Source organism: Pseudomonas sp. FW305-3-2-15-E-TSA4, from assembly GCF_058787295.1.
This window is the reverse complement of the sequence record NZ_JBYSZP010000003.1, coordinates 283,925-297,859: the sequence shown is the minus strand read 5'-3', so window position 1 is coordinate 297,859 and position 13,935 is coordinate 283,925. Positions and strand designations below refer to the sequence as shown.

Genomic DNA, 13,935 nt, shown 5'->3' with positions numbered 1-13,935 from the left:
CCGCCCTGCCCGCAACCAAAAGTTGCGGGCTTTCTTTTGAAGAAGTGATTCACCGTCCCGATGAACAAGTACCTCTTGTCCAGCCTCTGCCTGTTCGCCCTGAACAACGCCAACGCCGACGGCCAGCCGCTGACGCTGCCCACCGGCACCATCTCCGCGCCGGCGGTTGACGCAGAAAGTGTCAGCCTGACCACGCCGACCACCGCCGGCTCGCGCCTGAACCTGACGGCCATGGAAACCCCGGCCAGCGTCGAAAGCCTCAGCGGCGAGCAGGTTCGCGCCCGTGGCGATCGCAGCGTGCAGGACGCGGTGTCGCGCAGCACCGGCATCAGCCGCACCGGCACCCCGGGCGATGGCGGCACCTCGTTGCAGGCACGCGGTTTTACCGGGCAGAGTTCGGTGATGCAGTTGTATGACGGCAATCGGATGTACACCGGCATGGGCACCGTGACCTTTCCGGTCGACACCTGGTCGGTGCAGCGCGTAGACGTACTGCGCGGCCCGGCCTCGGTGCTGTACGGCGAAGGCGCGACCGGCGCGGTGGTCAACGTGATTCCGAAGAAGCCGTTCGAGGGCGAAATAGAAAATCACCTGCGCGTCGGCTACGGTTCCTACGACAGCCAGCAGCAGGCGTTCGACAGCGGCGGTTCGCTGACCGACACCCTGAGCTATCGCCTCAATCTCAATCGTCTGCGCAGCAACGGCTGGATCGATCGCGGTGACTCCTCCAGCGACTTCATCAGCGCCGCGCTGCGCTGGCAAGCCACTGATGACCTGGCCTTCACCCTCGCCCACGACTACGGCGACCAGCGTCCGCAGAACTACTTCGGCACGCCACTGATCAACGGCCGATTGCAGAACAGCCTGCGTAACAAGAACTACAACGTGCGCGACGACCAGCAGCACTACAACGATCAGTGGACGCGCCTGACCACGGATTGGCAGATCAACGACGCCGTCAGTGCCAGCAACGAGCTGTACTACCTCAAGGCCCAGCGCCGCTGGCAGAACGCCGAAAACTACAACTTCGACACCGCCACGCAACAGCTCAGCCGCAGCGGCTACTTCGGCATCGGCCATCAGCAGGAACAGATCGGCGACCGCCAGACCTTCACCTTCAAACACTTGCTGTTCGGCCTCGACAGCCAGACCGTGACCGGCGTCGATTACAACCGCATCCGCTTCCAGCTCAACAGCAACTCGCCGTTCAACGACGTGCTGCCCAACGGTCAGCCCTTGGATCTGTATCACCCGCAGCCGGGCTATTTTGAAAGCGCCAACCCATACCGCGACCAGTTCGACAGCACCACCAAACAGATGTCAGTGTTCGCTGAAAACCGCACGCAACTGAGCGAGCGCTGGTCGCTGGTGACCGGCGTGCGCCGTGATTACGTGCACGTTGATCGCAACAATCTGATCGACGACAGCCAGAGCGACAAGACCCTGACCAGCAACAACTGGAAGGCCGGACTAGTGTTTGCCCTGACGCCCGAGACTTCGTTCTACGGTCAGGTCGCGACCAGCACCGACGGCATCGGCGGCCTGATATCCCTCAGTCCGAGCCAGCAGCAATACGACCTGTCGACCGCGCGCCAGACAGAAATCGGCCTGAAGCAGTTGTTCTGGGATCAGCGCGGCGAGTTCACCCTGGCGGCCTATCGCATCGTCAAAAAGAAACTGCTGACCGACGATCCGGGCAACCCGACGCTCAAGCAGCAAGTTGGCCAGCAATCTTCCAACGGCCTGGAAGCCAGCCTCGATCTGCAACTGCCGCACGCCTGGCAACTGCAGGCCAACGCGGCGATTGTGAAGGCCAAGTACGATGACTTCTCCGAAGTGGTCGACGGGCAAACCCTGTCGTACGACGGCAATCGCCCGGTGGATGTGCCACGGCGCACCGCCAATCTGTGGCTGAACAAAAACCTCAGCGATGATCTGAAGGCCGGTGCCGGCGTGCGTTATGTCGATGCGCGTTACGCCGACATGGCCAACCGCAACGAGCTGCCGAGTTACACCGTGGTCGATGCGACGCTGTCGTGGCAAGCCCTGCGCAACACCACGCTCGGTCTGCAGCTGAACAATCTGTTTGACCGCCAGTACGCACAAAGCCAATACAATGCGGGCCAGCAGTGGATTCTCGGCGAGCCGAGGTCGTTCTTCGTCACGGCGGATTACACCTTTTAAAAGCTCAAACATTCCTGTGGTGAGGGGATTTATCCCCGATCGGCGGCGAAGCCGTCGCAATCCGATGAATACAGTCTTCTGACAAATCGTGATTACAGGTTTTGGGACCGCTGCGCGGTCCATCGGGGATAAATCCCCTCACCACAAATGATGTAATGAATTCAGGAATTTGATGACCTCGCTAAATCTCGCCAACCTCGCCTGGACACCTCTGGGCCACGGCCACTGCCATCACCAGTTCCAGCTGCGTGACGCCTCGTTGCAGGTTGCCGCCGGTGAGTTTGTCGGGCTGATCGGTCCCAACGGCAGCGGCAAGACCAGCCTGCTGCGCTGCGCCTATCGCTTCAGTCAGCCGGAAAGCGGCGAGGTCAGACTCGATCATCACAACGTATGGAAGCAATCCTCGCGCTGGTGCGCGAAACGCATCGCCGTGGTCCTGCAGGAATTCCCCGACGCCTTTGGCCTGACCGTCGAAGAAGTGGTCGCCATGGGCCGCACGCCGCACAAAGGCCTGTTCGATGGCGACACGCTGGAAGATCGCAATCTGGCGACGCAAGCGCTCAGATCAGTCGGACTCGACGGCTTCGAAGACCATGCGTTCGCCACCCTGTCCGGCGGTGAGAAGCAGCGGGTGATCCTTGCCCGCGCCCTGACTCAGCAACCGCAACTGCTGATCCTCGACGAGCCGACCAACCACCTCGACCCGCGTTATCAGCTCGAACTGCTGCAACTGGTCAAACGTCTGCAGATCGGCACCCTCGCGAGCATTCACGACCTGAACCTGGCCGCCGCGTTCTGTGACCGACTGTACGTGATCAATCACGGGCGGATCGTCGCCAGCGGCACGCCGCAACAGGTACTCACCACCGAGCTGCTGCGCGACGTGTTCGGCGTCGAGGCGTTGATCGATTCCCATCCCCTCCACGGCTACCCGCGAATCACCTGGATAACCCGACCATGACTGTGCGTTCCCTGCTTTGCGTCGCTCTTTTGTTGTGCAGTGCCCAGGCTTTCGCCGAAGCCACGAAATACCCGTTGACCATCCACAGCTGCAACCGTGAAGTGACCTTCAACGAGGCGCCGAAGCACGCGGTCAGCCACGACATCAACATGACTCAGATGATGCTCGCCCTCGGTCTCAAATCACGCATGGCCGGTTATAGCGGCGTCAGCGGCTGGAAGTCGGTGACGCCCGAGATGCAGTCGTTGCTCGACGGTTTGCCGGAGCTGGCTGCGAAATATCCATCGGTGGAAACCCTGCTCAACGCCAACGTTGATTTTTTCTTCGCCGGCTGGGATTACGGCATGCGCGTCGGCGGCGACCTCACGCCGCAGACCCTGCAACCGCTGGGCATCAACGTGTATGAGCTGACCGAGTCCTGCGCCTTCGTGATGAAGCGCCCGGCGGCGACGCTGGACGACACCTACAACGATCTGCGCAACCTCGGGAAAATTTTCGACGTGCAGGATCGCGCCAATACACTGATCGCCGACATGCAGAATCAGGTTGCCGAGATCCGCAAAGACCTGCCCACCGACAAGCCGCGCGTGTTTCTCTACGACAGCGGTGAAGACCGCGCCATGACCTCCGGGCGACTCGGCATGCCGCAGGCGCTGATCGACGCGGCGGGTGGGCGCAACATTCTCGATGACGTCGAAGCGAGCTGGACCCGGGTCAACTGGGAGACTGTGGTCGAACGCAATCCGCAGGTGATCGTGATCGTCGACTACAGCGAAATCACTGCCGAGCAGAAGATCGAATTTCTGCTGAAGAACCCGGCGCTGCAATCGGTCGATGCGATCAAGAACCAGCGCTTCATCGTCATCCCTTACGTGCAGGCCACGCCGGGGATCGATAACGTGCTGGCGGTGGAAACCCTGGCCAAAGGATTCCACGGCGAATGATCGACCGTCGCTACGCCCTGTTACTGACTGCCCTCGGCGCCGTGTTGCTGGTGTCGTGCGTGGTCTCGCTCGGTTTTGGTCCGGCGCGGGTGCCGGTGGAGGTGGTGTGGCGGATTCTGCTGCACAAGACCTTGGGTTTCGGCGAGGTGAGCTGGAGCGCCGGGCAGGAGCACATTGTCTGGCTGATCCGTGTGCCGCGCATGTTGCTCGGGGCGTTGGTCGGTGCCGGGTTGGCGTTGATTGGCGCGGTGCTGCAAGCGGTGACGCGCAATCCACTGGCCGATCCGCACCTGCTTGGCGTCACCTCCGGCGCGACCCTCGGCGCCGTGATCGTGGTGCTGCACATCGGTGAAGTCGTCGGCCTGCTGACCTTGCCGATTGCCGCATTCATCGGCGCCTTGCTGAGCATGTTTCTGGTGCTGGGGATTGCCAACCGTCAGGGTCGGCTCGACAGCGACCGGTTGCTGCTGTGCGGCGTGGCGGTGTCGTTCGTGATGATGGCAATCGCCAATCTGCTGCTGTTCATGGGCGACCATCGCGCCAGTTCGGCGGTGATGTTCTGGATGCTTGGCGGTCTTGGCCTGGCGCGTTGGGAGTTGCTGACGGTGCCGGCGCTGAGCGTGCTGCTCGGCCTCGGTCTGCTATTGGGCATGGCCCGGCCATTGAACGCACTGATGGCCGGCGAACAGACCGCCGTCACCCTAGGTCTGAATGCCCGCGCGGTGCGCCTGCGGGTGTTTGTAATCGCGTCCTTGATGACCGGGGTGCTGGTGTCGATCAGCGGCTCAATCGGTTTTGTCGGGCTGATGGTGCCGCACATTGCCCGGCGTCTGGTCGGCGCCGAACACCGCCGATTGCTGCCGGCCTGCGTACTGCTCGGCAGCCTGTTTCTGGTGTGGGTCGATGTTGCCGCGCGAACTCTGATCGCCCCGGAAGACCTGCCCATCGGCGTTGCCACCGCGGCTATCGGCGGTCTGTTCTTCATCGGCCTGATGCGCCGCCGCTGACACAACAAACATAAAAAACGGTGGGAGCGAGCCTGCTCGCGAAGAGGCCGTGCCAGCCAACTTCATTTTTGAATGACCCACCGCATTCGCGAGCAAGCCCGCTCCCACAGTGAATGGCACTGTTTGCGAAATCGGCGCCCTAATCCGGCGCACACGAATGCACCGTCACACGCGACCCGTCCCTTCATGGTGCATCCCACCAACGCGCAACCGCTCTAAACCGACATTTTCCTGCCCGATCCCGACCGGGCACAGCCCTTGCAAAACACACCTTCAGTCGTCCGCATCTGCCAACCATAAAAAACTTTAACGTTCATGGAGATCGCACAATGAAGCGTCGCAGTTTGATCAAGGCTTTCACACTCACGGCATCCATTGCCGCGATGGGCATGACCTGGACTGTCCAGGCCGCCGAGACCATCAAGGTGGGGATTCTGCATTCGTTGTCCGGGACCATGGCGATCTCCGAAACGTCGCTCAAAGACATGGCGCTGATGACCATCGACGAGATCAACGCCAAGGGCGGGGTGAACGGCAAGATGCTCGAACCGGTGGTAGTCGACCCGGCATCCAACTGGCCACTGTTTGCCGAAAAAGGCCGGCAGTTGCTGACTCAGGACAAAGTCGCCGTGGTGTTCGGTTGCTGGACATCGGTGTCGCGTAAATCGGTGCTGCCGGTGTTCGAAGAACTCAACGGCCTGCTGTTCTACCCGGTGCAGTACGAAGGCGAAGAGATGTCGCCGAACGTGTTCTACACCGGCGCCGCGCCGAACCAACAGGCGATTCCGGCGGTGGAATACCTGATGAGCGAAGAAGGCGGCAGCGCCAAGCGCTTCTTCCTGCTCGGCACCGACTACGTCTACCCGCGCACCACCAACAAGATCCTGCGCTCGTTCCTGCACTCCAAAGGCGTGGCCGACAAGGACATCGAAGAGGTCTATACCCCGTTCGGTCATAGCGACTATCAAACCATCGTCGCCAACATCAAGAAATTCTCCGCCGGCGGCAAGACTGCTGTGATCTCCACGGTCAACGGCGACTCCAACGTGCCGTTCTACAAAGAGCTGGCCAACCAGGGCCTGAAGGCTACCGACGTACCGGTGGTAGCGTTCTCCGTGGGTGAAGAAGAGCTGCGCGGCATCGACACCAAACCGCTGGTGGGCAACCTTGCGGCGTGGAACTACTTCGAGTCCGTGGAGAACCCGGTGAACAAGAAGTTCGTCGCTGACTGGAGGGCTTACGCGAAGAAACACAACCTGCCGGGCGCCGACAAAGCGGTGACCAACGACCCGATGGAAGCCACTTACGTCGGCATCCACATGTGGGCGCAGGCAGCGGAAAAAGCCAAGTCCACCGACGTCGACAAAGTTCGCGAAGCGCTGGCCGGCCAGACCTTCGCCGCGCCGTCCGGTTACACCCTGACCATGGACAAGACCAACCACCACCTGCACAAACCGGTGATGATCGGCGAGATCCAGAACGACGGTCAGTTCAACGTCGTGTGGCAGACCGAAGGCCCGATCCGCGCGCAGCCGTGGAGTCCGTTTATCGATGGCAACGACAAGAAGCCGGATTATGCGGTGAAGAGCAACTGAGCCATTGGGTGTCGGCCTCGCGCCTGGCGTGAGGCCGACTCGATCCCCCTGTGGGAACAATATTTTGTGGTGAGGGGATTCATCCCCGATGGGTCGCGAAGCGACCCCAAATGCTACAGGCGCGATGTACCTGTGAATCGCGGCGACTGTTTTTGCGACTGCTTCGCAGCCGATCGGGGATGAATCCCCTCGCCACAAAGACTGTGCCCACCATTAGTCCGCGCAAGGCGACTCTTTATGCCGACTACCCTATACCGCTTCATCCTCGCCATCGCACTGCTGTTGCCGATGACTGCCTTTGCCGGTGACGCCGAAGACTTCGTCGCCGCCAATCCCGTACAGCAAGCCAGACTGCTGGAAGCCTGGGCCGCGCAGCCCGAGCCGGCGCGTGTCGAGCTGATCAACGCCCTGCAACAAGGCGAATTGACCCTCGACGGCCAGCCGAAAATCCTGCGCCTGAACAACCGCCTGCGGGGTCTGATCGACACCGCGTTGGCCTGCCACCAATTGCTCACCGCCGACGCCAAAACCCGTCTGACTGCCGCGCAGCAATTGCAGAAAAGCGCGAAACCCGCGCAGCTGAAATTCCTCGACCAGCAGCTGGCTGGCGAAAAAGACGAGAACGTCCACGCCGCCCTGAGCCTGGCGCTGGCCAATCTGCAGCTGGTCGACAGCGATCCGGCGGTGCGTCTGGCCGCCGTGCGCCTGCTCGGCGAAACCGGCGATCCGCTGGCCCGCACCCGCCTCGAAGGCCTGCTCGAACCCGGCGTCGAAAGCGATGCCGGGGTGCGCACCGCCGCCGAAACCAGTCTGGCTCAGGTCAATCGCAAACTGCTGATCGGCGAAGTGTTGGGTCAGGCGTTCAGCGGCATGTCCCTCGGCTCGATCCTGCTGCTCGCGGCGCTCGGGCTGGCGATCACCTTCGGCCTGCTCGGGGTGATCAACATGGCCCATGGCGAGATGCTGATGCTTGGCGCCTACTCGACCTACGTGGTGCAGCTGATGTTCCAGCGCTACGCCCCGCAAGCCATCGAGTTCTACCCGCTGATCGCACTGCCGGTGGCGTTCTTTGTCACAGCGGCGATCGGCATGGCGCTGGAACGCACGGTGATTCGTCATCTCTACGGCCGCCCGCTGGAAACCCTGCTCGCCACCTGGGGCATCAGCCTGATGCTGATCCAGTTGGTGCGCCTGCTGTTCGGCGCGCAGAACGTTGAAGTAGCGAACCCGGCGTGGCTGTCCGGCGGGATTCAGGTGCTGCCGAATCTGGTGCTGCCGTACAACCGCATCGTGATCATCGCTTTCGCCTTGTTCGTGGTGGTGCTGACCTGGCTACTGCTGAACAAGACCCGCCTCGGCCTCAATGTCCGCGCGGTCACGCAGAACCGCAACATGGCCGCCTGCTGCGGCGTGCCCACCGGGCGCGTCGACATGCTCGCCTTCGGCCTCGGTTCGGGCATCGCCGGCCTCGGTGGCGTGGCGCTGAGCCAGATCGGCAACGTCGGCCCGGACCTCGGCCAGAGCTACATCATCGACTCGTTCCTGGTGGTGGTGCTCGGTGGCGTCGGCCAACTCGCCGGCAGCGTGCTCGCCGCCTTCGGCCTGGGCATCGCCAACAAGATTCTCGAACCGCAGATCGGTGCGGTACTCGGCAAGATCCTGATCCTCGCGCTGATCATTCTGTTCATCCAGAAACGTCCGCAAGGCCTCTTCGCACTGAAAGGACGGGTGATCGACTGATGAACCAGCCTCTACTTGTCACGGCCACGCAAAAGGCCGGCCCGAAAGTCACCCTCGCCATCGGCGCGGTGATCCTCGCGCTGCTGATCGCCCTGCCGCTGCTCTCGCTGCTGTCGCCGGACAGCGCGCTGCATGTGTCGGCGTATACGCTGACGCTGGTCGGCAAAATCCTCTGCTACGCCATCGTCGCTCTGGCGCTGGATCTGGTCTGGGGCTACGCCGGGCTGCTGTCGCTGGGCCACGGCCTGTTCTTCGCCCTCGGCGGCTATGCGATGGGCATGTACCTGATGCGCCAGGCCGCCGGTGATGGCTTGCCGGCGTTCATGACCTTTCTGTCGTGGACCGACCTGCCGTGGTACTGGAGCGGCACCAGCAGTTTTATCTGGTCGATGTGTCTGGTGGTGCTGGCACCGGGTCTGCTGGCGCTGGTGTTCGGCTTCTTCGCCTTCCGTTCGCGGATCAAAGGTGTGTATTTCTCGATCATGACCCAGGCCCTGACCTTCGCCGGGATGCTCCTGTTTTTTCGCAACGAGACCGGCTTCGGCGGCAACAACGGCTTCACCAATTTCCGCACGATTCTCGGTTTCGGCATCACTGAGCCGGGCACCCGCGCGGTGCTATTTCTGGCGACCGTACTGTTGCTGGTGGCGAGTCTGTTCATCGGCTGGCGTCTTGCACAGAGCAAGTTCGGCCGGGTGCTGACCGCGCTGCGCGATGCAGAAAACCGCCTGATGTTCTGCGGCTACGACCCGCGCGGTTTCAAACTGTTCGTCTGGGTCTTGAGCGCGGTGCTGTGCGGTCTGGCCGGGGCCCTGTACGTGCCGCAGGTCGGCATCATCAACCCCAGCGAAATGTCGCCGACCAACTCGATCGAGGCGGCGGTATGGGTCGCCCTCGGCGGTCGCGGCACGCTGATCGGGCCGCTGCTCGGTGCCGGTGTGGTCAACGGCATGAAGAGCTGGTTCACCGTGGCCTTCCCTGAATACTGGCTGTTCTTCCTCGGCGCGCTGTTCATCGTCGTGACGTTATATCTGCCCAAAGGCGTGATCGGCCTGCTGAAGAAACGAGGTGAACAATGAGAGTCACTGCGAGTGCTGAATTCATGCTCGAACCGGCGTTTTTCCCCGTGGAACCGAACAAGGACGAAGGCACCAGCCGTGACTCGATCGGCCTAGGCCAACGCGTCGGCCCGGGCCTCGACACCCGCCACGGCACGATCCTGACCCTGGAAGACATCAGCGTCAGCTTCGACGGCTTCCGTGCGCTGAACAATCTGAACCTGTACATCGGTGTCGGCGAACTGCGCTGCATCATCGGCCCCAACGGCGCGGGCAAGACCACGCTGATGGACGTGATCACCGGCAAGACCCGCCCCAGTCACGGCAAAGCCTGGTTCGGCGAAACCCTCGACCTGACGCAGATGAGCGAAGTGCAGATCGCCCAGGCCGGGATAGGGCGCAAGTTCCAGAAACCGACGGTGTTCGAAGCGCTGAGCGTGTTCGAGAACCTGGAACTGGCGCAGAAAACCGACAAGTCGGTGTGGGCCAGTTTGCGCGCACGTTTGAGCGGCGAGCAGCGCGAGCGCATCAGCGAAGTGCTGGAGACCATCCGCCTGACCACCTCGGTCAATCGCCCGGCGGGCTTGCTGTCCCACGGGCAGAAACAGTTTCTGGAAATCGGCATGTTGCTGATGCAAGACCCGCAATTGCTGCTGCTCGACGAACCGGTGGCGGGCATGACCGATGCCGAAACCGAATTCACCGCCGAGCTGTTCAAGTCGCTGGCCGGCAAGCATTCGCTGATGGTGGTGGAGCACGACATGGGCTTCGTCGGCTCGATTGCCGACCACGTGACGGTGCTGCATCAGGGCAGCGTGCTGGCCGAAGGGTCGCTGGAGCAGGTGCAGGAAAACGAGCGGGTGATCGAGGTCTACCTCGGCCGCTGAGCTGCAAACACCTTTCCAAACTGTAGGAGTGAGCCTGCTCGCGATAGCTGTGTATCAGATAAGCCGGCGTTGACTGATACGCCGCTATCGCGAGCAGGCTCACTCCTACAAGGGATTTGAGGAGATTTTGAGAATGCTGCAAGTCGACAAGCTGCACCAGTACTACGGCGGTAGCCACATCCTCCGTGGCCTCTCATTCGACGTAAAAGTCGGCGAAGTCACCTGCCTGCTCGGGCGCAACGGCGTGGGCAAGACCACCCTGCTCAAATGCCTGATGGGCCTGTTGCCGGCCAAGGAAGGCGTGGTGAATTGGGAGGGCAAAGCGATCACCACGCTCAAGCCGCACCAGCGTGTACACGCCGGGATCGCCTATGTGCCACAGGGCCGGGAAATCTTCGGCCGGCTCACCGTGGAGGAGAATCTGCTGATGGGCCTGTCACGGTTTCCCGGCAGCGAAGCGAAAGAAGTACCAGGTTTCATCTACGAATTGTTCCCGGTGCTGCTACAAATGAAGCAGCGCCGCGGCGGCGACCTGTCCGGCGGTCAGCAACAGCAGCTGGCTATCGGTCGCGCCCTGGCCAGTCGTCCGCGTTTGCTGATCCTAGACGAGCCCACCGAAGGCATCCAGCCCTCGGTGATCAAGGAGATCGGCGCGGTGATCAAAAAGCTCGCGGCGCGTGGCGACATGGCGATTTTGCTGGTCGAGCAGTTCTACGATTTCGCTGCGGAGCTGGCCGATCAGTACCTGGTGATGTCCCGGGGCGAGATCGTGCAGCAGGGCCGCGGTGAAAATATGGAGGCCGAGGGTGTACGAGGTCTGGTAACAATTTAATCTGTAGCTTCCTAACGATAATTACAAACTATGAACTTACCGCTTCCCACTGCCCTGTTTACCCCGAGCTGGCACGCCGAGCTGGAGCTGGCCTACGCCCGCTTCGGCGACTGCACGCGTCCGGTTCAGCGCCGACACCTCGGCCCGCTGCGCGTGCAAAAGCACCTGTATGCCGAAGGCCCCGAGGTCTGCCAGCACATCATCGTCCACCCGCCGGGCGGGATCGCCGGGGGTGATCGACTGAATATCAGCGCCCGCGTCGAAGCAGACGCCTGGGCGCAGATCACCAGCCCCGGCGCGGCCAAGTGGTATCGCGCGGCGGGACCGGCCTATCAGCAACTCGATTTGAAAGTGGCCGCAGGTGCGACGCTGGAATGGCTGCCGCAGGAAACCATCGTCTACAGCGCCGCCCAGGCCGAACTCACCACCTCGATCGAACTTGAAGGCGATGCGCGGCTGTTCTATTGGGACGTGGTGGCGCTGGGCCGACCGGCCAGTGGCGAGCGCTTCGACCTCGGACACTTTCAGGCGCATCTGGATATCCGCCGTGACGGGCGATTGCTCTGGCACGAACGTCAGAGGATTACTGGCGGTGACGGGTTGCTGGATTCGCCGATCGGGCTGGATGGCCATCCGGTGTTTGCGACGCTGCTGGTGAGCGGTGAAATCGATGCCGAGCTGCTGGAGCGTTGTCGCTCGCTGGGCCATGAGGTGCGCGGTGATCTGACCCAGTTGCCCGGCCTGTTGGTGGCTCGGTGTCTGGCGTCAGAAGCATTGCTCGCCCGTGCCTGGCTCATCGATTTATGGCGTTTGTTACGCCCGGCTCTGCTAGGCCGCGAAGCCCAGCCCCCGCGAATCTGGAACACCTGAAATGCAATCCAATTGTGGGAGCGGGCTTGCTCGCGAAGGCGGTGTGTCATTCACACAGATGCGGGCTGACCTGCCGCTTTCGCGAGCAAGCCCACTCCCACAGGAAATTTGTGCACATTTTTCAAACTGCCCTGATGGATACCCGCAATGGACCTGACCCCACGCGAAAAAGACAAGCTGTTGATCTTCACCGCCGGCCTCGTCGCCGAGCGCCGACTGGCCCGTGGCGTGAAGCTCAACTACCCGGAAGCCATGGCCTATATCTCCGCCGCCCTGCTCGAAGGCGCCCGTGACGGCCAGACCGTGGCCGAGCTGATGCACTTCGGCACCACCCTGCTGAGCCGTGAACAGGTGATGGAAGGCATCCCGGAAATGATCCCGGAGATCCAGGTCGAAGCGACGTTTCCCGACGGCACCAAACTGGTCACCGTCCACCAACCGATCGTCTGAGGCCGCGCCATGACCTACACCATTCGCGATGCCCTGCACGCCGACCTGCCTGCAATCCGCGACATCTACAACGACGCGGTGCTCAACACGACGGCGATCTGGAACGAATCGGCGGTCGACCTCGGCAACCGCCAGGCGTGGTTCAGCGCCCGGCAGGCCCAGGCCTACCCGATTCTGGTGATCGTCGACGCCGACAACGTTGTGCTCGGCTACGCTTCCTTTGGCGACTGGCGGCCGTTCGACGGTTTCCGCCATACCGTCGAGCACTCGGTCTACGTCCGTAGCGATCAGCGCGGCAATGGCCTTGGCCCGCAATTGATGAGCGTGCTGATCGAGCGGGCCAAAGCCTGCGACAAGCATGTGATGGTGGCCGCCATCGAAAGTGGCAACGCCGCTTCCATTCGTCTGCATGAACGCGCCGGTTTCAGCATCACCGGACAAATGCCGCAAGTCGGCACCAAGTTCGGTCGCTGGCTCGATCTGACCTTCATGCAACTGACCCTCAATCCTGGCGCCCAGCCGCCGGTCGCCAACAAGGAGTGACACGCGATGAACCCCGCCCAACTGCGACGCGTCAATGCGGAAAGTTTTGCGCACTATCGTCAGGGCCTGATTGATCTGCTGCTCGACGCCGTGGGTTATGGCGCCAGCGTCGGCTTCATGGCCGACCTCGATGCCGCGCAGGCCCGCGCCTATTTCGATGAAGTGCAGCAACAAGTGAACAAGGGCAGCGTGTTGCTCTGGGTGGTGGTCAAGGATGAAGAGGTGCAGGCCAGCGTGCAGTTGGGTCTGTGCCAGAAGGCCAACGGCCTCAATCGCGCCGAAGTGCAGAAGCTGCTGGTGCGTGAACAGGCGCGCCGCCGTGGCCTCGGCCAGCAATTGATGAATGCGCTGGAGCTCGAAGCGGCCAAGCACAAGCGCGGCATGCTCTACCTCGACACCGAGGCCGGTTCGCCCGCCGAAGATTTCTACAAGGCCTTGGGTTACACCCGCGCCGGCGAAATTCCCGACTACGCCTGCGACCCGCACGGCACGTATCGCCCGACCGCCCTCTACTACAAGATTCTGCAAGGAGCCCGGCCATGATTCCCGGCCAGTACCAGATCCAGCCCGGCGACATCGAATTGAATGTCGGCCGCCGCACCCTCAGCCTGAAAGTCGCCAACAGCGGCGACCGACCGATCCAGGTCGGTTCGCACTATCACTTTTTCGAAACCAACGACGCGCTGACCTTCGACCGCGCGGCCAGCCGTGGCATGCGCCTGAACATCCCCGCCGGCACCGCGGTGCGCTTCGAACCGGGGCAAAGTCGCGAGGTCGAGCTGGTGGAGTACGCCGGGCATCGGCGGGTGTTCGGCTTTGCCGGGCGGGTCATGGGTGATCTCTGAATTTTGCGGTGCCTCCATC

General features: G+C 62.1%; 14 protein-coding genes. All 14 read left to right on the top strand.

All coding sequences use genetic code 11. The annotated features are described in order from the left end of the window. Positions 1 to 60: 60 nt before the first annotated feature. Positions 61 to 2,184, top strand: coding sequence for a TonB-dependent receptor (locus tag AC3WMV_RS05725; protein WP_103368054.1), 2,124 nt, complete (start codon positions 61 to 63; stop codon positions 2,182 to 2,184). Positions 2,185 to 2,356: 172 nt separating this feature from the next. Next, positions 2,357 to 3,145, top strand: a complete 789-nt coding sequence (locus tag AC3WMV_RS05720; protein ID WP_103368053.1) for an ABC transporter ATP-binding protein — start codon at positions 2,357 to 2,359, stop codon at positions 3,143 to 3,145. Next, positions 3,142 to 4,089 carry an ABC transporter substrate-binding protein gene (locus tag AC3WMV_RS05715; protein WP_103368052.1) on the top strand — a complete coding sequence of 316 codons (948 nt, stop codon included), beginning with the start codon at positions 3,142 to 3,144 and terminating at the stop codon, positions 4,087 to 4,089. Before AC3WMV_RS05720 ends, AC3WMV_RS05715 begins: the two co-directional genes overlap by 4 nt. Beyond that, a complete protein-coding gene (locus AC3WMV_RS05710) occupies positions 4,086 to 5,096 on the top strand; it encodes a FecCD family ABC transporter permease (RefSeq protein WP_103368051.1) in 1,011 nt (336 codons plus the stop codon). The genes AC3WMV_RS05715 and AC3WMV_RS05710 overlap by 4 nt, the downstream gene beginning before the upstream one ends. Before the next feature lie 329 nt (positions 5,097 to 5,425). Continuing rightward, entirely contained in the window at positions 5,426 to 6,691 is a 1,266-nt protein-coding gene (gene urtA, locus AC3WMV_RS05705) for an urea ABC transporter substrate-binding protein (RefSeq protein WP_103368050.1), read from the top strand. Between the two features lie 237 nt (positions 6,692 to 6,928). Next, positions 6,929 to 8,431 carry an urea ABC transporter permease subunit UrtB gene (gene urtB / locus AC3WMV_RS05700; protein WP_103368049.1) on the top strand — a complete coding sequence of 501 codons (1,503 nt, stop codon included), beginning with the start codon at positions 6,929 to 6,931 and terminating at the stop codon, positions 8,429 to 8,431. Then, positions 8,431 to 9,510 (top strand): urea ABC transporter permease subunit UrtC, encoded by a 1,080-nt coding sequence (gene urtC / locus AC3WMV_RS05695; protein WP_103368048.1) that lies wholly within the window; start codon positions 8,431 to 8,433, stop codon positions 9,508 to 9,510. The genes urtB and urtC overlap by 1 nt, the downstream gene beginning before the upstream one ends. Beyond that, positions 9,507 to 10,376 (top strand): urea ABC transporter ATP-binding protein UrtD, encoded by an 870-nt coding sequence (gene urtD / locus AC3WMV_RS05690; protein ID WP_103368047.1) that lies wholly within the window; start codon positions 9,507 to 9,509, stop codon positions 10,374 to 10,376. Before urtC ends, urtD begins: the two co-directional genes overlap by 4 nt. Before the next feature lie 133 nt (positions 10,377 to 10,509). Next, entirely contained in the window at positions 10,510 to 11,208 is a 699-nt protein-coding gene (gene urtE / locus AC3WMV_RS05685) for an urea ABC transporter ATP-binding subunit UrtE (RefSeq protein ID WP_027613561.1), read from the top strand. Positions 11,209 to 11,238: 30 nt separating this feature from the next. Continuing rightward, a complete protein-coding gene (locus AC3WMV_RS05680; RefSeq protein ID WP_103368046.1) occupies positions 11,239 to 12,078 on the top strand; it encodes an urease accessory protein UreD in 840 nt (279 codons plus the stop codon). Positions 12,079 to 12,225: 147 nt separating this feature from the next. Further along, positions 12,226 to 12,528, top strand: a complete 303-nt coding sequence (ureA, locus tag AC3WMV_RS05675; protein ID WP_007915951.1) for an urease subunit gamma — start codon at positions 12,226 to 12,228, stop codon at positions 12,526 to 12,528. Between the two features lie 9 nt (positions 12,529 to 12,537). Next, positions 12,538 to 13,071 carry a GNAT family N-acetyltransferase gene (locus AC3WMV_RS05670; RefSeq protein ID WP_047600616.1) on the top strand — a complete coding sequence of 178 codons (534 nt, stop codon included), beginning with the start codon at positions 12,538 to 12,540 and terminating at the stop codon, positions 13,069 to 13,071. Positions 13,072 to 13,077: 6 nt separating this feature from the next. After that, positions 13,078 to 13,614 carry a GNAT family N-acetyltransferase gene (locus tag AC3WMV_RS05665; protein ID WP_027613558.1) on the top strand — a complete coding sequence of 179 codons (537 nt, stop codon included), beginning with the start codon at positions 13,078 to 13,080 and terminating at the stop codon, positions 13,612 to 13,614. After that, positions 13,611 to 13,916, top strand: coding sequence for an urease subunit beta (locus AC3WMV_RS05660; RefSeq protein WP_098966985.1), 306 nt, complete (start codon positions 13,611 to 13,613; stop codon positions 13,914 to 13,916). Before AC3WMV_RS05665 ends, AC3WMV_RS05660 begins: the two co-directional genes overlap by 4 nt. Positions 13,917 to 13,935 lie beyond the last annotated feature (19 nt).

What these genes read in the sequence shown, in the direction of transcription:
- AC3WMV_RS05725 (WP_103368054.1), top strand. Translation starts at nt 61, where the DNA reads ATGAACAAGTACCTCTTGTCCAGCCTCTGCCTGTTCGCCCTGAACAAC.
- AC3WMV_RS05720 (WP_103368053.1), top strand. Translation starts at nt 2,357, where the DNA reads ATGACCTCGCTAAATCTCGCCAACCTCGCCTGGACACCTCTGGGCCAC.
- AC3WMV_RS05715 (WP_103368052.1), top strand. Translation starts at nt 3,142, where the DNA reads ATGACTGTGCGTTCCCTGCTTTGCGTCGCTCTTTTGTTGTGCAGTGCC.
- AC3WMV_RS05710 (WP_103368051.1), top strand. Translation starts at nt 4,086, where the DNA reads ATGATCGACCGTCGCTACGCCCTGTTACTGACTGCCCTCGGCGCCGTG.
- urtA (WP_103368050.1), top strand. Translation starts at nt 5,426, where the DNA reads ATGAAGCGTCGCAGTTTGATCAAGGCTTTCACACTCACGGCATCCATT.
- urtB (WP_103368049.1), top strand. Translation starts at nt 6,929, where the DNA reads ATGCCGACTACCCTATACCGCTTCATCCTCGCCATCGCACTGCTGTTG.
- urtC (WP_103368048.1), top strand. Translation starts at nt 8,431, where the DNA reads ATGAACCAGCCTCTACTTGTCACGGCCACGCAAAAGGCCGGCCCGAAA.
- urtD (WP_103368047.1), top strand. Translation starts at nt 9,507, where the DNA reads ATGAGAGTCACTGCGAGTGCTGAATTCATGCTCGAACCGGCGTTTTTC.
- urtE (WP_027613561.1), top strand. Translation starts at nt 10,510, where the DNA reads ATGCTGCAAGTCGACAAGCTGCACCAGTACTACGGCGGTAGCCACATC.
- AC3WMV_RS05680 (WP_103368046.1), top strand. Translation starts at nt 11,239, where the DNA reads ATGAACTTACCGCTTCCCACTGCCCTGTTTACCCCGAGCTGGCACGCC.
- ureA (WP_007915951.1), top strand. Translation starts at nt 12,226, where the DNA reads ATGGACCTGACCCCACGCGAAAAAGACAAGCTGTTGATCTTCACCGCC.
- AC3WMV_RS05670 (WP_047600616.1), top strand. Translation starts at nt 12,538, where the DNA reads ATGACCTACACCATTCGCGATGCCCTGCACGCCGACCTGCCTGCAATC.
- AC3WMV_RS05665 (WP_027613558.1), top strand. Translation starts at nt 13,078, where the DNA reads ATGAACCCCGCCCAACTGCGACGCGTCAATGCGGAAAGTTTTGCGCAC.
- AC3WMV_RS05660 (WP_098966985.1), top strand. Translation starts at nt 13,611, where the DNA reads ATGATTCCCGGCCAGTACCAGATCCAGCCCGGCGACATCGAATTGAAT.